Origin of the sequence: Pantoea sp. SO10, assembly GCF_005281435.1 — a bacterium.
In the GTDB taxonomy this organism is placed as follows: Bacteria; Pseudomonadota; Gammaproteobacteria; order Enterobacterales; family Enterobacteriaceae; genus Pantoea; species Pantoea leporis.
Window position 1 is genome coordinate 3,377,258 of the sequence record NZ_CP040095.1, and the last position, 21,491, is coordinate 3,398,748.

Consider the following 21,491-nt stretch of genomic DNA (forward strand, 5'->3'; position numbering starts at 1 on the left):
GTTTTTTGGTGACAAATTGCAGCGCATTAAATAAAAGTACCGCGTCCGTCTTTCCGCGCTCGAAAATAAAACCACATTGATTTGTTCATAATTTCATGTGCGTAACGTATCAAAGCGCTCAGCTTAGCGTTAAGCGCACTTAGCGCCTTTGAGAAACGGCTTGTTATCGTTCACTTCGGGAAACCCTTTTCTCTAATAACAAGCCAGCTCAAGACATTTCTTGCTGTAATTAATTATATAAGTGCGGGATTTGATATTTAACGGTTCGTGTAATAGTTACCAAAACTTCATGGTGCCCTCATCAATCACCCAAATAAAAAACCGCCGTTTCCTGAGGAAAACAGCGGTTTTAAACTAAAGCGTTATACCGTTCCAATTAGCGTTCGCGCATCGCCTCTTGCGCTTTGTTAAACGGCTTAATCAGATAATCCATCACCGTCTTCTCACCGGTTTTAATATCCACGGTAGAAACCATGCCGGGACTGATGGAGAAGCGCTTACCGGCTTTATTCTGCACGTAGTCGTTATCGGTGCGGATAAACACGCGGTAATAGTAAATTTCCGGTTTCACCTCATCCTGAATGGTATCCGGCGAGATGCTCTCCACCACGCCGTTCAGGCCGCCATAAATGGCGTAGTCATACGCCGAGATCTTCACCACCGCCCGCTGGCCGGGACGGATAAAGGCGATATCGCGCGGTGACAAACGCGCTTCAATCAGCAGGCGATCGTTCATCGGCACAATGTTCATCAGCTCGCCATTCGGTGGGACCACGCCGCCCACGGTGGAGACTTTGATGTTTTTCACGATGCCGCGCATCGGCGAACGGATGGTCAGTCGCGTCACCGTGTCTTCACGCCCTTTCACCACTTGCGCCATGCTGTCGGCTTCGGCGTTGGCTTTCGCCAGCTCCTCACGTGCCTGCACATAATATTGCGAACGCATATCGGTGAGTTTCAGCTCCAGATCTGATTTATCGCGCTGCAAACGCAGCACTTCCACGCTACTGGCGGCACCGGTTTTGGCCAGACGCTGCGTGATGGCCAGCTCGCGGTTAGCCAGCGCCAGCGACTCTTTAAACTGCGCAGTCGCATCCGTGAGCTGTGCGCGGCGGGTTTTATACAGCCGCGTTTCTGACGCCATCAGATCGGGGAACTTATTCAACTCTGCCGGGAAACTCAGCGGCTGATCGTTCACTTCCGCATTGAGACGCGCGGCGGCAGCCAATGCCGCACGATAGCGTGCCGCACTTTCGCCGACGTTGGATTGCGAGCGCGTGGCATCGAGGCGCGCCACCACTTGCCCGGCCTGCACCTGATCGCCTTCGTGCACATACAGCTCGGTGAGGATGCCGCCTTCCAGCGATTGCAGCACCTGATCGCGCGAGCTGGGGATCACTTTGCCGGTGCCGGTTGAGACTTCATCCAGCACGCCAAACCAGGCCCAGATCACCGTAACGAGGATCAGCGCGGTGCTGATGACGATCAGCCGCACCGCGCCGGTGTAATGGGTTTCTGATCGTAGCTCGCCGAGCAGATCGTCCGAGGAATCCACTCCTGCCGCCGTCACTAAGCGCAGTCTTGCCGGTAATTGTTTGATCATGATTGCGCCTCCGGCAGGCTGCCGTTAGCACGCGGTGCCGGCAAGGCGTTCTCTTTCGGGCTGTCCATCACCAGTTGTCCCTCTTTCAGCACCAGCACACGATCCACTAGCGCGAGGATCGCCGCACGGTGCGTCGCCACGATCAAGGTGCGCCCGTTGAGCCACTGACCGAGACGTTCGATAAACTCTTTCTCGGTGTGATCGTCGAGCGCCGCCGTCGGTTCATCCAGCAGGATGATGTTGGGATCGCGCAGCAGCATACGCGCCAGCAGCAGCGACTGACGCTGTCCGCCCGAAAGCCCAACGCCGCCTTCCATGACCGGATGGTCGAGGCCGAGCGGCAGCCGACGAATGAAATCCGCGCCGCCGCTGACGGTAAGCGCGCCAAAGATGGCATCATCGGTGGCGTGCGCCGCGCCCATGGTGAGATTCTCGCGCAGCGTGCCGTGGAACAGCCGCGCGTTTTGCGTTAGCAGGCCAACGTTACGCCGCACATCGGCCACATCAATGTGCGGCAGGCTGAGGTTATCCAGCCGCAGTTCACCGCCGACCAGATCGATGCCGCCAATCATCGCCTGCAGCAAGGTCGATTTACCCGAACCGTTGCGTCCCAGCACCGCAATACGCTCGCCCGGTTTGATGGTCAGGCTTTTAATGCGCAGCGCGATGTTCATCGAATCGGTGTAGTAACGGAACATTGCGTCGGTGAACTGATAGTGACCAAACAGCACCGGCGTGTGGATCCGCGTTTCGTCTTTGCTGTTTTCCACCGGCAAATTCATCAGCGCATCGAGGCTGCCTTTCGCCGCTTTCACCTGCTGCCAGCGCGCCAGCACGCCACACAGCGTGGCCATCGGCGCAATCATGCGCGAGGAGAGCAGCGACGCCGCCACAATCGCACCGGTAGTGATATCGCCGTTGATTACCATCGGCGCACCGATCACAATCACGCTGGCGTATACCAAACCCTGCACCGTTACGCCCCAGGTAATCAGCGAGTGCATTACTTTGCGCATCTCCACGCCGGATTGCGCGGTAATGCGAATGTAGCTGTTCCACTGTTGCAGGAAGCGATCTTCCGCCTGCATCAGCTTGATATCTTCCAGCCCTTGCACGCTCTCCACCAGCACCGCATTTCGCAGCGTCGACTCTTTCAGGTTCTGCTGCGCCAGCTTCGCCAGCTTCTTCTGGCTCAGCACGCCCGGCAGGATCATCAGCAGCACCGCCACCGGCGCAATCCACGCCAGCTGCGGCGCAATAATCGCCATCACCAGCATGAACAGCAGGAAGAACGGCATATCGACAATCGAGGTGACCGTGGTGGACGTGACCATTTCGCGGATCGCCTCCAGCTCGCGCAACTGCGAGATAAAGGTGCCGGTCGAGCGCGGCACCGCGCTGTTACGCAGCCGCAGCGCGTGACCAAATACCCGATCGGAGACGCGCATATCGGCACGCTTGCCCAGCAGATCGGTCACGTGATCGCGCCCAACGCGCAGAATATAAGTGAACACCACCGAGATGATCACGCCGATATACAGCACATACAGCGTGGGATAGGACTGCGCCGGAATCACCCGATCGTACACCTGCATTGAGAAGATAATGCCGACCAGCGCCAGCAGGTTGATCAGGAAGGATCCGAGCATCACGTAGCCGTACGGCCGCAGATCGTGCAGCACCAGACGGCGCAGCCAATCCGGTTTTACCGTGGCGAGATAACGATCGACGCGGCTATCTTTGGCGGCGGTAACCGGACGCAGCGCGGCGGCAAAGCGGATTTCCGGCAGCAACGTCTCCAGCGCAATTGGTGCTGGCTGTTCATCACCGGCAAAATGCACCCGCACGTCATCGTCGCCATCAAACTGGGTAATAACGCCCACCTGACCGTCGGCCAGCTCGATCGCCAGCGGCAAGCGCCAGCTGGTGATCTCCCACTTATTCTCTTCATATAATTGCAGCGATAAGCCGGCCTGGCGCGCCAGATGGCGTAACGCTTTATCGCGCGACTGTTTGCCCTGCCATTCGGCAGCGGCCATGATCATGCCCGGCGAACAGGGCAAGCGATAATGGCTGGCGATCAGGATGATTGCGGTGGCCCATCCGTGTAAGGGCACGTTTCCCCCGGACGCGCTATCAGGCGCGTCGGGAATCTGTAATTGCGTCATGGCTGGATCTCCACGGACTGGATCCGCTGATTATTCAAAGCAAACGCCGACCGCATATGCCCGGTGCTGTAGAGACAATCGAGCTGCAGTGAGCGTAACTGGCTGATGGTTTGCTGCAATGTGAAACGGGTCTGGAACACTTCCTGCTCGGCGTTGAGCACGTCCAGCAGCGGACGGGTGCCGAGTTGCAGATACTGATCCTGATAGAGCGACTGGGTTTTCTCGCCCAGCGTCTGTTGCCGACCCATGATCGCCAGGCTGAGCGCCAGGCTTTGCGACGCGTTCTGCGACTCGCTTAGCTGCTGACGCGCTTTAAGCCGCGCCGAGTTGACAGCCGCATTGGCGGCCTGCAATGCATTGGCGGCCGCGTCCCGGCTGGCGGTGATGCCGCCGCCCTGATAGAGCGGCATTTCCACTTTCACAAACGCCGAATATTGGGTGCGATCCAGCGATTCGCTGCCGGAGTAGTGATTATTGAGATAATGCGTCACCTGCGGTTCCAGCGAGATAGTTGGCATGTTCTGCGCGTTAGCATTATCGAGTTTGGCCTGCGCCTGATTGGCCTGCGCCCAGGCCGCCAGCACCGACGGATTGAGCTTGTCATCGGCTTTCGCCACCTGACAGGACTGGGTGAGTTTGGTGGGAAAATCGTCGCTGACCTTTTTCACCAGCGGCCAGCCAAGATAGGTTGCCAGCGTGGCGCGCCAGCGGTCGAGGTTGGCTTGATACTGCGTTAGGGTGGTACGCGCGCCTTCGATACGCGCATCGGTTTGGGTGGCATCCGAAAGCGACGCCGCGCCCTCTTCATTACGCTGGCGCGCCAGATCGCCAATCTTACTCAGCGCCGTGAGCTGCTCACGCGCAATTTTGACCAGTTGCTGATAACCCTGCACTTCCACCAGCGCCGCGGCCGTATCGTGCGCCACGGTATCAATGCTCACCAGCACGTTGGCCTGCTCCTGCGCCACGCCCGCTTCGGCGGAACGCACCGAACTGCTGACCTTGCCGAAGTCATACAGCATCTGTGAAACCGACAGCACAAACGACGGGCTGAAGCCCTTTTCGCTGTAGGCATTGCTGTAGCCGTTGTTCATGCCGGCACTGATTTGTGGATAGTATTTGGCTTTCGCCACATCAACCTGATTAGCCTGCTCCAGCATTTTTCCCACCGCCTGAGCAATATCGGGATGCCACTGAACGGCGCGCTGTACCGCCTGGTTGATGGTGAGAAAGTCGGGGACGTTGGCAAGAGCGGGTTCCGCCACTTCACCGGTTAATGAAGGCAGTTCTTGCTGTTGCGCTAAACCTGCTGAGGTGATGTGCCCCGCCCGGGTTAACGCGTCACTGGCCGCTAAAAGTGGAGAACTGTAAAGTAAAGCCATGCCCGCACAGAGAACGCTGAGCTTAAACGAACGGCGAAAAGTTGCGCCTGAGTGCATCAGTTCCATCGATAGTCCACCAGTCAATAAAGAGAAAGGGGCACATCCCTGTGCCCTAACTGCATCCCTGCATCACAGAGCGATTACGCCGTGTGGTTTTGGTGCGGTTGTTGCAGCAGCTCCTCCAGAGAAACGTTCACGCCTTCCAGCGTAATCAGCTGAGTGGTGCTGTAACCCGTACCGGTACCATCACGGTCAATGGAAAGCACCGTATTGCCATCTGAAGTATGATCCACTTTCACGAAATCATTAATATTACTTGTGGAATCATTCCAGCCGATAAGCAAGTTACTGACGTCAATTTTGTCGCCTTGCGCGACATTGAAGTCGGTCCAGGTATCGTGACCGTTACCGCCGGTAGCATCCGCACTCGCCAGTAAGTGATACACCAACGTATCTGCGCCGGCACCGCTGGTGATGGTGTCGTCGTAGGCACCGCCGGTTAGCGTGTCAGCCCCCGTGGTTCCTGTGATAGTTGGATGCAGCTCAATGGTGAACGACTGCGTGGTGATGGTGCCATCGCTCGCCGCCAGGGTGTAACTGAACACCTCTTTATGGGTAATGGATTGTCCATCCACGCCCGCATTCAGTGAATAGGTGTAGTTACCGTTGGCGGCAATACTCAGCACACCAAAGTCGCCGGCAATCGACGTCGTACCCACGCTGTGAACCGTGGTGATATCGCCGTGTTCATTAGTGATACTCAAGGTTCCGGTGTGCGTGCCCGATGCTGAACCGTAGATGCTGCCGCTGGCGTCATGGTCATTGGTGGCTTCGGCCACCAGACTGTTGGTCGCCAGCAGCGTGCTGGTGGATGCACCGTTGTGCAGGTTCACCGTCAAGCTGGCCGAGGTCACCGCGCCGCTGGCATCACGCACCGAATAGGTGAAGACGTCGGTGGCTGGCACCAGATCGGCATCCAGTCCCGCCTTCAGCGTATAGGTGTAGTTACCGTGCGAATCGATGGTCAGCGTACCGTAGCTGCTGGTGATCACCGTGTTACCGGTGGCCGCAATCGCATTGCCAGTCACCTGGGTGACCACCGTACCGTTCGGCACCGTACCGGCGACGGAGCTGGTATCGTTGGTCAACAGGTTGCCGGTGACAGTTGCCGCCACGGTCAACGCCAGCGTCGTAATATCCGACGTGGTGGTGACGGTAGTCGATGGCAACACGCCAACGCCGTTGCTGGTGCCCAACAGCACGGCATAGTTACCTGTTCCGAGGTTGCTGTAAGTCACGTTGCCACCGGTTTGTGTACCAATGGTCAGAACCGTGGTGATGTAGTTGGCGTTGCTGGATTTCAGCGCCCAGGTGCCGTTCGCCTGCTGTTGATAGAGGTACAAGGTATAAGTCGATGTCAGCGCCGCCAGGCTGGTGGCCGAGGCGTGTAATGTCACCGTGCGCGTATCCCCTGCGCCAACGTTAAACATATAGGCGTTAGTGCTGCTCAATACTCCCACACCCAGTACGCTGCCGAGGTTAACGCTCAGCAATGCGACGCTGGTAGAACTGGTATTGGCATTGGTGATGGTGCCGATTTGGGTGGTGTAATCCACTTCGTTGACATCATTCGCTGCCACGATTTGAATCGCACCGGTCAGCGGGGTGCTGGTTGATACGTTGCCTGCGCGGTCAGTCTGAATCACCGACAGCGAAGCACCGGTGGTTTGCGCCGTACTCAGGCTCACCGACCATGAACCGCCGCTGCCTACCGTCGTTGTACCCAGCGCGTTACCGCCCGCATCACGTACCGTTACCGTTGCCCCCACTTCACCGCTACCGGTGACCGTGGTACCGGCACCGTTGATTGCCAGGCCACTTACCGCCGCAGGCGGCACAGTATCGACGTTCACCGTCACCGCCGTGTTACCGGTGCTGACGTTACCCGCCGAATCGGTCACCGTTACGCTCAACGGATGCGCACCGTTCGCCAGTGCGCTGGGGGTGTAAGTCCAGCTGCCACCCGCGCCAACGGTTACTGAGCCCAGTGCGGTGGTGCCATCGTAGATGGTGACAATCGCGCCCACTTCCGCCGTGCCGTTCAACACCGGCGTGGTGTCACGGGTGTACGCGCCATTGGTCAACGCCACCGGCGTGCTGCCGGCGTCGTCGGTAATGGTGAGCGTACTGGCCGTTGGTGCCACAGTGTCGATGCGCAGCGTGGTCGAGGCGTTCGGGCTGACGTTGCCCGCCGCATCGGTTGCCGTCACGTTCAGTGTATGGATGCCATTGCTCAGCGCAGTTGAGACGAAGCTCCATGTGCCACCGCTGCCCACCGTGGTGGTGCCCAGCAGTGTGGTGCCGTCGTATACGCTGATCCGTGCCCCGACTTCGCCGTTACCGGTCAACAGCGGCGTGCTGTCGTTGGTAATGCCGTTATTCGGGATGGTCACCGCCGTGCTGCCGTTGTTATTGGCGGCAACCAGGTTAGTGACCGCCGCTGGCGGCGTGGTATCGATAATGACCAACGCCGACGTCGTCCCGCTGACGTTACCGGCCGTGTCCGTTACCGTCACGCTCAATGGATGCGTGCCCTGCGTGAGCGCGGCGGTGGTGAAGGTCCATGCGCCAGTGCTACCCGCAATCGCCGTGCCTAACAAGGTACCACCATCGTAGATCGATACACGGCTGCCCGCTTCCGCCACGCCGCTCAGCGTTGGCGTGGTGTCGTTGGTAGCACCGCCGCTCGGTACCACGGTACTGGTGACATCATTGGTGATCACCAGCGTTGACGCCGCTGGTGCCACGGTATCCACCGTAATGGAAACCGTCGCCGATGCCGCACTGGTGTTACCCGCGGCATCGGTCACCGTCACGCTCAGCGGATGGCTACCGTTGCTCAGGGTCGCGGTGGTGAAGCTCCATGCACCTGAACCATTGGCGGTGGTGGAACCTATCACGGTGGTACCGTCGTAGATGGTCACAATCGCGTTGGCTTCCGCCGTGCCGCTCAGGGTTGGTGTGGCGTCATCGGTAAAGGCACCGTTCGCCAGCGGCCCCTGAAGAGTGCCGACGTCATCATTGATCACCAGATTAGTCACCGGATTCGGCGCCACGGTATCAATCGTCAGGGTGGTTGAGGCGTTCGGGCTCACGTTACCCGCCGCATCGGTTGCCGTGACGTTCAGCGTATGTACACCGTTGCTCAGCGCCGTCGAGACGAAGCTCCATGTGCCACCGCTGCCCACCGTGGTGGTGCCCAGCAGCGTGGTGCCATCGTAAACGCTGATCTTCGCGCCAATCTCGCCGGATCCGGTCAACAGCGGCGTATTGTCGTTGGTCACGCCGTTGTTCGGAATGGTCACCGCTGTACTGCCGTTATTGTTAGCGGCCACCAGATTGGTGACTGCCGCTGGCGGCGTGGTATCGATGGTTACCGAGGCCGAGGTACTGCCACTAACGTTACCCGCCGCGTCGGTGACCGTAACGCTGAGTGGATGCGTGCCGGTGGAGAGTACGTCGGTGGTGAAGGTCCACGCGCCTGTGCCATTCGCAATCGCCGTCCCCAGCAACGTCGCGCCATCATAAATCGACACGCGGCTGCCCGCTTCCGCCACACCGCTCAGCGTTGGGGTGTTGTCGTTGGTGAAGCCACCACTCGGCACCGTGCTACTGGTGATGTCATTGGTGATCACCAGCGTTGAGGCCGCTGGCGCCACGGTGTCTACCGTGATGGAAACCGGCGTGGTGGCGGCACTGGTGTTACCCGCCGCATCTTTCACCGTCACGCTCAGCGGATGCACACCGTTGCCTAGCGTAGCAGTAGTAAAGGTCCATGCACCGCCCGCGCCAGCCACCACTGAACCCAGCACCGTGGTGTCGTCGTAGATAGTGACAATCGCATTCGCTTCTGCCGTACCACTCAGCGTTGGCGTGGCATCATCGGTCACCGCACCGTCCGCCAGTGGCCCCTGAATGCCGCCCACATTATCGTTGATCACCAGGTTAGTGACGGGCGCCGGTGCCACGGTATCCACCGTCAGAGTCAGCGTTGCATTCGGGCTGACGTTGCCCGCTGCATCCGTCGCCGTGACGTTGAAGGTGTGCGCCCCCTCCGCCAGCGTTGGCGTGGTGAAGCTCCATGCGCCGTTAGTGCCTGCGGTAACAGAACCGATAATCGAGGTGCCATCGCGGATAATCACCAGACTGCCCGCTTCTGCCGTACCGCTCAGCGCTGGCGTGTTGTCATTGGTGCTGCCGTTATTGGCAATCGCCACCGGCGTGCTGCCGTTGTTGTTGGCCGCGGCCAGACCGGTTACCGCCACCGGCGCGACGGTATCAATAATTACCGTGGCCGAGGTGCTGCCGCTGACGTTACCCGCCGCATCGGTGACCGTGACGCTCAGTGAATGAGCGCCTTGCGTCAGGACGTCGGTGGTGAAGGTCCATGCGCCGTTGCTGCCTGCCACCGCCGTACCCAGCAGGGTGCTGCCATCGTAAATCGACACGCGGCTGCCGGCTTCCGCCGTACCGCTCAGCGTTGGCGTGCTGTCGTTAGTTGCACCACCATTCGGTACCGTGGTGCTGGTAAGATCATTAGTGATTAACAAGGTTGCGTTGGCTGGCGCCACCGTATCGACATTGACCGTGAAGTTGGTCGCCGCGCTGGTGTTACCGGCTGCATCGCGCACCGTCACGCTCAACGGATGCGATCCGTCGCTCAATGCGGCAGTGGTAAAGCTCCACGCACCATTGCTGCCCGCCACCACAGAACCCAGCACCGTGGTGCCTTCCGAGATAATCACGATATTGCCAGCGGTGGCATTACCGCTCAGCGTTGGCGTGTTGTCATCGGTCGCCGCACCGCTGGTGAGTGCCCCTTGTGTTGCACCTACGTTGTCAGAAACCACCAGATCGGTGACTGGCGTTGGTGCTGCCGTGGTCACAGTGAAGCTGATCGCCGCATTCGGGCTGACGTTACCGGCGAGATCGGTCGCCGTCACGTTCAGGGTATGCAGACCATCAGCCAGCGTGGGTGACGTGAAGCTCCATGCGCCGTTGCTGCCTGCGGTGACAGAACCAATAATGTCGACGCCATCACGGATCACCACCACGCTACCCGCTTCCGCCGTACCGCTCAGCGCTGGCGTGTTGTCGTTGGTGTTCCCCCCCGCAGCAATGGTCACCGGCGAACTGCCGTTGTTGTTGGCAGCAGTCAAACCGCTCACCGCCGTTGGTACGACGGTATCCACAGTCACCGTTGCGGTGCTGGATGCCGCGCTAGTGTTACCGGCGGCATCTGTTACGCGAACGGTGAGCGAATGGCTGCCTTCGCCCAGTACCGGTGAAATAAAGCTCCATGCTCCGCCTGTTCCGGCAGCAACCGAACCGAGCAAGGTCGTACCGTCGTAAACGGTGATCACACTGCCCACTTCTGCGGTACCGCTCAGCGTCGGCGTGTTGTCGTTGGTCGAACCGCCATTTGGCACCACTGTGCTGGTGACGTCGTTGGTGACCACCAGCGTCGAAGCGTTGGGTGCCACGGTATCGACCGTGAGGTTCACAACATCAGAGCGTGGACTGACGTTACCCGCCGCATCCGTCACGGTGACGCTCAGCGCATGTCCGCCCTGACTCAGCGTTGGCGACGTGAAGCTCCATGCGCCGAGGCCATTGGCGGTGGTCGAGCCGATGACGGTGTTGCCATCATAAACAGTGACAATGCCGTTGGCTTCAGCGGTGCCGGTGAGTTGCGGAGTGCTGTCGTTGGTCGATCCGTTGTTAGCAATCGGCACGGTTACGCCGTCGTTGTTATTAGCGGCAGAGAGGTTAGTTGCTGCAAGCGGTGCCACGGTATCAATAGTGAAGTTCACCGTTGGCGAGGTTGCGCCCGGATTACCCACTGAATTGACCGTGGTGACATAGATGCCGTGCGGTCCATCATTCAGCGTTGGCGTGAAGGTCCATTGCCCGGTCGCACCGACGGTAACGCTACCCAACACGGTAGCACCATCGTGAATGGTAATCACATCCCCCACATCTGCCGCGCCGGTTAATACCGGCGTGCCGTCCTTGATATTGGCGCCGTCATTCACGGTAACCAGTGAATTGCCGCTATCGTCGGTGATCACCAGCGTACTGACCGCTGGCGGCAGATCCGCTGCGATATTGAGCGTAAACGCCGGACTGCTTGCCGCGCTGACGTTGCCTGCTGCATCGGTCACTGTGAAGGTGAAGTTATGCTCGCCGTTAGAGAGCGCACTGCCCGGCGTGAAGCTCCATGTGCCGCCAGTAGCGATCACGGTGCCCAGCAGCGTGGTGCCATCGTAAACCGACACTCGGCTGCCCGCTTCAGCGGAGCCGCTCAGCGTTGGCGTGCTGTCATCGGTGGTTTGACCCGACGTCAACGGACCGGTGCTGCCCCCCTCATCGTCTGTTACGACAAGATCGCTGACCGTTGCCGGTGCAGCCGTATCAATATTAATCGTAATCGGTATCGCTTCCGGGCCCGTCGTGCCCGCAGCGTTGGTGACTGAAACGGTGAAGCTGTGCTGGCCATCATCTAAAGCCGCGGTTTCAAAGCGCCACTCGCCGTTGTCGCCTACCGTGGTAGTGCCAAGAAGATCGCTGCCCTCGTAGATGTTGATGATGGTGCCCGCTACACCGGTTCCGCTTAGCAAAGGCGTGTTGTCGTTGGAGTCACCGTCATCCGCCACCTGCACGGTGGTAGTGGCCGCATTATTGTAAATAGCAAAGCTCGACACCGCTGCCGGCGTAGAGGTGTCCACCGTCAATGATACCGAGGCATTGGCGCTCACGTTGCCCGCCGCATCGGTCACGGTGACATTCAGCGTATGCGTTGCGTCCGTCAGCGCGCTGGTGGTGATGCTCCATGCGCCGTTGCTGCCTGCTACGGCTGAACCCACTAAGGTGGTGCCGTCATAGACGCGAACGATCGCGTTGGCTTCCGCCGTGCCGCTGATGGCTGGCGTGCTGTCATTGGTAATGCCGCCATCGGCAATGGTCACCGGTGAGCCACCATTGTTATTTTGCAGCAGCAGATCGTCAGCCGGCTGCGGTGCGGTGGCATCCACCACCACGGTAAAGGTCGAGGATGGCGAACTGACGTTGCCGACCTCGTCGGTTACGGTAGCGGTCAGCGTATGCGAACCCTCAGTTAAGGTCGGTGAGCTGAAGCTCCAGGTTCCGCCCGCCGTTGCGGTGGTCGAGCCGATAACGGTGGTGCCATCATAAAGAGTGACCAGGCTGCCCGCTTCCGCTGTGCCACTCAGCAACGGCGTGTTGTCGCTGGTGGTGGCGCCGTTCGGCACCAGTACGGGCGTCCCGCTGTTGTCATTGTTCACCACCAGCGTGGCTGGCGCTGGAACCACGCTGTCGACGGTAAAATCAATCGCCGGTGACGCTGTACTCAAATTGCCCGCCGCATCCACCACGGTGGTGCTCAGGCTGTGCGCGCCCTCATCCAGCGTGGGTGAGGTGAAGCTCCACTGGCCGTTGCTGCCCACCGAAGCGCTACCGATGATGGTTGTGCCGTCACGGATAATCACCGTGCTGCCCGCTTCGGCGGTACCGGTGAGGAATGGCGTGTTGTCGTTGGTGAAGCCGCCGTTGGTGATAGCCACCGGCGACGTGCCTTCATCATTACTGGCCACCACGTTCAGCGCTGCCGCTGGCGGTGTGGCATCAATCACGACGCCAATGGTGCTCGGCGCACTGACGTTTCCTGCCGCATCGCTGGCCGTGACGCTAAAGGTATGGGTTCCATCCGCCAGCGCGCTCGCCGGCGTGAAGGTCCAGGTTCCGCCCGCCCCGACGGTGGTGGATCCCAACACGCCGTTCTGATCGGACACGGTGATGATGCTGCCCGCTTGTCCAGAACCGCTCAGCACCGGTGTGCTGTCGTTGGTGAGCCCGCCGTTCGGAATGCTAACGGGTGTACCAATATCGTTGGTCAGCGTCAGGCCGCTCGCCGCTGGCGGTGCCACGGTATCCACGGTGACGGTGATGGTGCTGCTTGCCGGTCCGGTGTTACCTGCGGCGTCACGCACCGTCACGCTCAGGTTGTGCGTGCCATCGGTCAGATTGGGTGAGAAGCTCCAGGCACCCTGCGCATCGGCGACGGCGCTGCCCAGCACGGTAGTGCCGTCAGACACAATCACAATGCTGTTGGCTTCTGCGGTACCGCTCAACTCTGGCGTGTTGTCGTTGGTGGTGCCGTTGTTAGCAATCGGCACCGGCGAACCGCCGTTGTCGTTGTTCAGCACCAGTCCGGTTGCCGCAACAGGCGCAACGGTATCAACGTTAAAGGCAATGGCTGCGGAGGCAGGACCGACGTTACCCTCAGGATCGGTGACGGTCGCCGTCAGGCTGTGCGCACCTTCACCCAGCGTTGGCGTGGTGAAGCTCCACTGTCCGTTACTGCCAACAATCGCGGTGCCCAGCACGGTAGCGCCATCCAGCACGGTCACGGTGCTGCCGGCTGCAGCGGTACCGCTGATCGCCGGTGTGGCATCGTTGGTGGTGCTGCCTGCGGCAATCGTAACCGGTGAACTGCCGTTGTTGTTATTCAGCGCGATCGCGCCCGGCGCCACTGGTGGCGTGGTATCAATGCTGAAGTTCAGGGCCGCGGACGGCGAACTGACGTTACCTGCGGCATCGGTCACCGTGGTGGTCAGGCTGTGATCGCCCTCGCCCAGCTCCGGCGAAGTGAAGCTCCAGCTGCCGCCGCTGCCGACCACAACCGAGCCCAGCACGTTGCTGCCGTCAGAAACAATCACGATGCTGCCTGCTTCAGCGCTGCCGCTCAACACCGGTGTGGTGTCGTTGGTGGCGCCGCCTGCAGCAATCGGTACCGGCGTTTGGCCGGAATCATTGCTCAGTTGCAGCCCTGTCGCCGCATTCGGCGCCTCGGTATCGACGATAAAGGCGATTGCCGTAGACGGAGCGCTGCTGTTGCCTGCGGCGTCAGTGACGGTTGCCGTCAGGCTGTGCGCGCCCTGGCTCAGTGCTGGCGAGGTGAAGCTCCAGGTTCCATCGGTGCCAACAATCGTCGAGCCCAGCACGGTGGTGCCGTCACGCACGATGATGATGTTGTCCGCCTCGGCGGTACCGCTCAGCACCGGCGTGGTGTCGTTAGTGGCTCCGCCCGAGACGATTGGCGTTGGCGTGCTGCCCTGATCGTTACTGAGTGCTACCGTAATCACGGCTGGCGGCGCGGTGATATCGATGGTAACCGCGTACGGCGTAGAGGCCGGGCCGACGTTACCGGCCGGATCGGTGACGGTAGCGGTCAGGCTATGCGCGCCCTCGTCCAGCGGATTGGCCGGAGTGAAGCTCCATTTGCCATCGGTGCCGACGGTGGTGCTGCCCAGTACCTCGGTGCCATCACGTACCGTGACGACGCTGCCCGCTTCGGCACTGCCGCTCAACACTGGCGTGGTGTCGTTGGTGCGACCGCCGGTATCAACAGGAATCGCCGTGCCGCTGTTGTTATTGCTGAGCTGCAGATCGGTGGCGGCGGCTGGCGGTGTGGTATCCACGGTAAAGGTAACCGGCGCGGATGCGCCGCTGCTGTTGCCCGCCGCATCGGTGACGGTGGTGGTCAGGCTGTGTGCGCCCTCGCTCAGCGCGATCGTTGGCGTAAAGCTCCAGTTGCCGTCGGTGTCCGCCGTGGCGGTGCCCAGCACGGTGGTGCCATCCAGTACCGTGACGGTGCTGCCCGCTTCGGCGCTGCCGCGCAACACGGGCGTGCTGTCGTTGGTGATACCGCCAGCGGCAATCGCCGTACCGCCGTCGTTACTCAGTTGCAGACCGGTTGAGGTTGCCGGTGGCTGCGTATCCACGGTGAAGTTAATCGGCGCAGACGGATCGCTGACATTACCCGATGCGCTGGTGACGGTGGTGGTCAGGCTGTGCGCGCCTTCGCTCAACGCCGGTGTGCTGAAGCTCCAGCTGCCGCCGCTGCCAACCACAACGGTGCCGAGCACGGTGGTGCCATCCAGTACGGTGACGGTGCTGCCCGCCGCTGCGCTACCGCTGAGCACCGGCGTGGTGTCATTGGTCGCGCCGCCGGACGCAATCGGAACTGGCGTGCCGCCGTTGTCATTGTTCAGCTCAAGGTCAGCTGCGACTGGCGGCTGGGCGGTGTCGATATTGACGACGATGGGGGCCGATGCCGGGCTAACGTTACCGGCCGGATCGGTGACGGTCGCAGTAAGCGTGTGCTCTCCCGCCGTCAACGGTGCGGTGGGGATCACGCTCCAGCTGCCATCGCTGCCAACGGCTGCGCTGCCGATCACGGTCGTGCCATCACTCACCGTGACGATGCTGCCCGCTTCTGCAATGCCGCTCAGCGCAGGTGTGGTGTCATTAGTGGTGCCGCCCGCAGCAATCGGTACCGGCGTCGCTCCTTCGTTGTTACTGAGTTGCAGACCCGTTGCCGCCGCAGGTGGCGTGATATCCACGGTGACCACAATGGGCGCAGAGGGCGCACCGGTGTTGCCCGCCGGACTGGTAACGGTGGCGGTCAGGCTGTGATTGCCCTCGTTCAGCGCTGGCGTGGTGAAGCTCCATGTTCCGCCGCTGCCGACGGTGACGGTACCGAGTACGGTAGCGCCATCAGAAACGGTAATGGTGCTGCCCGCTGCTGCGGTGCCGCTCAATACTGGCGTTGCATCATTGGTTGCCGCACCTGAGGGAATAGGAACAGACGTGCCGCTGCTGTCGTTACTCAGCTGCACACCGCCCGGTGCTGGCGGTGCCGTGGTATCGATGGTGAAGGTCAATGGCGTGCTGGCCGCGCCGGTATTGCCCGCCGCATCGGTCACGGTGGTGGTCAGGCTGTGTGAACCATCGCCGAGCGCCGGAGAGGTAAAGCTCCAATTGCCATCGTTGCCGACGGTCACCGAACCCAACGCCGTGCTGCCATCAGACACCGTCACGACGCTGCCCGGTTCCGCACGACCGCTCAACACCGGCGTAACATCGTTGGTGGTGCCGCCATCCGCGACCGGCACCAGCGTGCCGCTGCCATCGTTGCTCAGTTGCAAATCGGTCGCCGCTGCCGGTGGCGTGGTATCCACAATCACAATCACCACCGACGACGCAGGGCCGACGTTACCGGCCGTATCGGTGACGGTGGTGGTGAGATTGTGCTGCCCTTCACTCAGCGGATCGGTTGGTGTAAAGCTCCAGTTGCCGTCGATGCCGGTGATTGCGGTGCCCAGCACCGTAGTGCCATCGCTCACCGTCACGGTGCTGCCCGGTTCGGCGGTGCCGTTCAGGGTTGGCGTGGTGTCGCCGGTAGTGCTACCTGAAGCCAGCGGTGTGCCATCATCGTTGGTGAACTGCACATTGCCCGCTGCGGCAGGCGGCTGGGTATCGATGGTCACCGTCACCGGCGTAGAAGCCGGGCCGGTATTACCGGCGGCATCGGTAACGGTTGAGGTCAGGCTATGATCGCCATCGCTCAACGGTGGCGTGGTGTAACTCCAGCTGCCATCGTTGCCCACCGTGGTGGTGCCGAGCACGGTGGTGCCATCCGAGATGGTCACTGTGCTGCCAATTTCACCGCTACCGCTCAAGGTTGGCGTGTTGGTGTTGGTGCTGCTGCCTTCCGGGATCGGCACACCTGCACCATCTTCCAGCGCCACGCCGGTTGGCGCGGTCGGCACCACGGTATCAATGGTGATGTTGATGGTTGGCGAATCGGTCTCCACGCCGGTTGTGGCGTTGGTGGCGACCGCGTGGAAAGCGTAAGTGGCATCGGCCAGCGCCGCAGGCGTGAAGTTCCACTGCCCATCGCTACCCGCGACCGTGCTGCCAATGATGGTGGTGCCGTTATACAGCGTGATCAGATCGCCCGCGCCCGCCTGGCCGCTAAGAATCGGCGTGGTGTCGTTAGTGCTGGAGTTGTTTGGCAGTTCAACCAGCGTGCTGCCGCTGTCGTCGGTCACCACCAGCAGGCTGCTGGTCGCCGGAACGCCAGCATCGACATTGAGGGTAAATACCGGCGACGACGGGCTAACATTGCCTGCCGCATCGGTGACGGTGGTGGTCAGGCTGTGTTGGCCGTTAGTCAGCGCGGCATCTGGCGTGAAGCTCCAGCTACCGTCGCTGCCCACTGTCGCCGAGCCCAGTAGCGTGGTGCCGTCATAGACGCGCACCACCGATCCCGCTTCGGCGCTGCCGCTCAAAGTTGGCGTGCTGTCGTCGGTGATGGTGCCCGAAGTCAACGGACCGGTGCTGCCGCCGACGTTATCGTTTACCACCAAACCGCTGACCGGCGCTGGCGCGGTGGTGTCTACGCTGAAGGCGATCGGTGTGGTCGCCGGGCTGACATTGCCCGCCGCATCGGTCACGGTGGTGCTCAGGCTGTGATTGCCCTCCGCCAGCGTCGGTGTGGTAAAGCTCCAGTTACCGTCGCTGCCGACCGTCACGGTACCCAACACGGTGGTGCCATCAAGGATAGTAACGGTGCTGCCCGCTTCCGCGCTGCCGCTTAAGACTGGCGTCGCGTCATTGCTGGCCCCGCCGGCGGTAACTGGCTGCGTAATGCTGCCCGCATCGTTGGTGAGTTCCACGTCGGTTGCGGCATCTGGCGCAACAGTATCGACGGTGATGTTGATGGTGGCGGTATCAGTGACGTTGCCGTTGGCATCGGTAATGGTGCCGTGCAACGCATGCGGACCATTGCCTAAACCGGTGACATAGAAAATCCACTGACCGTTACTGCCCGCCGTGGTGCTGCCCAGCACGGTGGTGCCGTCATACAGGGTTATGATATTGCCGGGCCCCGCCAAACCGGTTAATACCGGGCTGTCATTGTTGGTGCTGCCGCCGTCAGTCAGCTGACCCACTGTATTGCCGTTTTCATCCGTCACTTCCAGCGACGATGTGGCTGGCGGGATAGCCGCATCAACGTTGATCACAATCGGCGGACTGGCTGGGCCGACGTTACCGGCGCTGTCCGTGGCGGTGACGGTGAGGGTATGGCTGCCATTGCTCAACGCTGGCGTGGTGAAACTCCAGGTTCCGTCGGTGCCCACGGTGGTGTTACCCAGCAGCGTGGTGCCATCGTAAATGCTGATAGTGGCATTCGGCTCGCCGGTGCCGCTCAGGGTTGGTGCGCGGTCATCGGTAGTATCGCCGGACGTTAACGGCCCTTGTACCGCGCCGACGCTATCTTCGATCACCAGATCGGCAATAACGGCTGGCGGCGTGGTATCCACTGTTAAAGTAACGGCAGGCGACGCCGGACCGGTGTTGCCGGCCGGATCGGTGACGGTGGTGGTGAGGCTGTGGTTGCCGTCACTCAGGGTTGGCGAGGTGAAGCTCCAGCTGCCGTCGCTGCCCACCGTTGCGCTGCCGATCACGTTGGTGCCATCCAGCACGGTAACGGTGCTGCCCGGTTCTGCGGTGCCGCTCAAGGTTGGCGTGTTGTCATTGCTGGTGCCGCCAGAGGCAATGGGTACCACGGTGCTGCCACTGTTATCGCTCAATTGCAAGTCGCCAGCCGCTGCCGGCGCGGTGTTATCAATAGTGATGTTGAGGGTGCCGGAATCGGTCACATTGCCATTGGTATCAGTGGCCGTGGCGTGGAAGGCATAAGTCCCGTCAGCCAGCGCGGTAGCTGGCGTAAAGCTCCATTGCCCATCCGCACCCGCGACGGTGCTGCCGAGCAGCGTGGTACCGTTATATAACTCGATGAGCGCGCCCGCCGAGGCCAGACCGCTCAAGGTTGGCGTGGTGTCCTGCGTGCTGGAACCTTCTGGCAACAGGCGAAGTGTGTTGCCGCTGTCATCGGTAATTTCCAGCGTGCTGGTGGTTGGCGGTACGCCAGCGTTGACGGTGAAGCCAACACCGGTTGTCGCTGGGCTGACGTTACCTGACGCATCGGTCACCGTTACGCTGAGCGAATGGCTACCGTTGCTCAACGTTGGCGTGGTAAAGCTCCAGGTACCGTCGTTGCCAACGGTGACGCTGCCGAGCAGCGTGCTGCCATCATAAATTTTGACGATGGCGTTGGCTTCACCGTTACCGGATAGCGTGGGTGTGCTGTCGTCGGTGGTGCCGCCCGCGGTGATTGGGCCGGTTGCAGCACCGACGTTATCGCTGATCACCACATTGCTGGCACCCGCAGGTGCCTGAGTATCCACGGTGAAGGCGATCGGCGTCGAGGTTGGACCCACATTACCTGCCGCGTCGGTGACCGTGGCGGTCAGGCTGTGACCGCCTTCGGTTAAGGTCGGCGCAGTGAAGCTCCATGACCCATTGCTGCCCACGGTTGCCGTACCGAGCACGCTATCGCCATCACGCACGGTGACGGTGCTGCCCGGTTCAGCGGTGCCGCTCAGCACCGGCGTGGTGTTATTGGTCGCGCCACCGGCGGCAATCGGTTGTAGCGTGCTGCCATCGTTATCGCTCAGCGTTACGCCACCGGCCGCAGCAGGTGCGACGGTATCCACCGTGATGGTGATGGTTGGCGTTTGCGTCACGCTGCCCGCGTTGTTATCAACGGTGGCGTGCAGCGCGTAGGCACCGTCAGCCAACGCAGTTGGGGTAAAGGTCCACTGACCATCGCTGCCCGCAACCACGCTACCCAGCACCGTGGTGCCGTTATACAGCGTGATCAGCGCACCCGCCGTCGCCAGGCCGCTCAACGTTGGCGTGTTATCCTGAGTGCTGGCGCCGTTGCTGAGCTGCACCAGCGTGTTGCCGGAGTCATCGGTGATTTCCAGCGACGTTGTGGCCGGCGGAATAGCGGCCTGCACGGTGATTTCATAAGGGGCTGATGGCGCGCTGACGTTGCCAGCCGCATCGGTCACGGTCACAGTCAGGCTGTGGCTGCCATTACTCAGGGCGCTGGTGGTGTAACTCCAGCTGCCATCGGAACCCACGACCGCCGTACCCAGCAGCGTTTGCCCATCATAAACGCTGACAATCGCGCCCACTTCACCGCTGCCGGTAAGCGTCGGCGTATTGTCATCGGTTGTCCCGCCGTTAGTTACGGTGCCGCCGCTGCCGCCTGAATTATCGTTAACCTGCAGGTCGATGACTGCTGCTGGCGCTTGCGTATCCACGGTGAAAGTGATGGTCGCTGGCGTGCTGACGTTGCCCGCCGCATCGGTGGCGGTGATGCTCAACGTATGGCTGCCCTCACCCAGCGCTGGGCTGGTAAAGCTCCATGCGCCATTGCTGCCCACGATGACACTGCCGAGCACCGTATCGCCATCGCGGATGGTGATAATCGAGCCCGCTTCCGCCGTTCCGCTCAGCACTGGCGTGGTGTCTTTGGTCGCGCCGCCGTTAGGTATGGGCTGCGCAGTCGAGCCGCTGTTGTTAATAACGCTCAGGTCGCCAACCGTTGCGGGTGCCACGGTATCCACGGTGAAATCCACCGGATTGGTCGCTGGGCTGGTGTTCCCCGCCGCGTCGGTGACGGTAGCGGTCAAACTATGCTGACCCTCCGCCAGCGCTGGCGTGGTAAAGCTCCAGCGGCCATCGGCGCCAACGGTCACGGTGCCGAGCAGCGTGCTGCCATCGTAGATGCTGACAATCGCGCCCGCTTCAGCGGTGCCGCTCAGCGTGGGTGTGTTGTCATCGGTAATGGCACCCGCGCCAATCGCGCCCTGGTACGGACCTACGGCGTCGTTGATCACCAAATCCGTGATGGCGGTTGGCGGCGTAGTGTCGTTTTCACCGGGATCGGTGGGATTGGTTGGGTTGGTGGGATTAGTTGGGTTGGTGGGATTGCCGCCGTTGTTACCGTCATCGGGATTGGTCGGCGAGGCATTACCGCCACCACCACCTGAACCGGCAAACAGCGCACCTAAGCCCGCCAGCGCCGCACCACCGATACCAAAGGCGGCAATGGTGCCGTTATTGGTGGTGTTTTCCGCTAACAGCCCTTCGGTGCTGTCGATTGAAACGTACTGGAAACCTTCTGTACCGGGATCTTCAACCCACCACATGGCGCCGCGATCGTCCTGCAGAACCAGATCGCTATCGCCATTCGGGCTATAAAAATCATGAATAACAACCACTTCACCAGACTTCGTGGTGACGACTAAATCATTACCATTGCGTGTGAAAGACTTAATATCAGACTGATTAAGATGCAGCTTCACCAAACTCGGAGCGGTCAAATTAACTTGATTTCCACTCAGCTCAGAAGCAACGGTCCCACCTTTTGGGGTTACTGAGATATTATTCATGTTATCGAGATCCCGCAGTTTCCATAATCACGCCCGGTATCAGCAGACACCGGCTTTTACAGCGAATAATCGCGACGATTATTCACTTCTTCTCTTGATCGAT

At 60.7% G+C, this 21,491-nt stretch carries 4 protein-coding genes; all 4 read right to left on the reverse strand.

Annotated elements, in window-relative coordinates:
* Window positions 1-376 precede the first annotated feature (376 nt).
* Complete coding sequence (locus FCN45_RS15600) at window positions 377-1,603, reverse strand: HlyD family type I secretion periplasmic adaptor subunit (protein WP_137386414.1); 1,227 nt, start codon at window positions 1,601-1,603, stop codon at window positions 377-379.
* Entirely contained in the window at window positions 1,600-3,771 is a 2,172-nt protein-coding gene (locus tag FCN45_RS15605) for a type I secretion system permease/ATPase (RefSeq protein WP_137386415.1), read from the reverse strand. The genes FCN45_RS15600 and FCN45_RS15605 overlap by 4 nt, the downstream gene beginning before the upstream one ends.
* Window positions 3,768-5,219: a TolC family outer membrane protein gene (locus tag FCN45_RS15610; RefSeq protein ID WP_137386416.1), complete on the reverse strand. Its 1,452-nt coding sequence runs from the start codon at window positions 5,217-5,219 to the stop codon at window positions 3,768-3,770. Before FCN45_RS15610 ends, FCN45_RS15605 begins: the two co-directional genes overlap by 4 nt.
* Before the next feature lie 74 nt (window positions 5,220-5,293).
* Entirely contained in the window at window positions 5,294-21,388 is a 16,095-nt protein-coding gene (locus FCN45_RS15615; RefSeq protein ID WP_137386417.1) for an Ig-like domain-containing protein, read from the reverse strand.
* Between the last annotated feature and the right edge of the window lie 103 nt (window positions 21,389-21,491).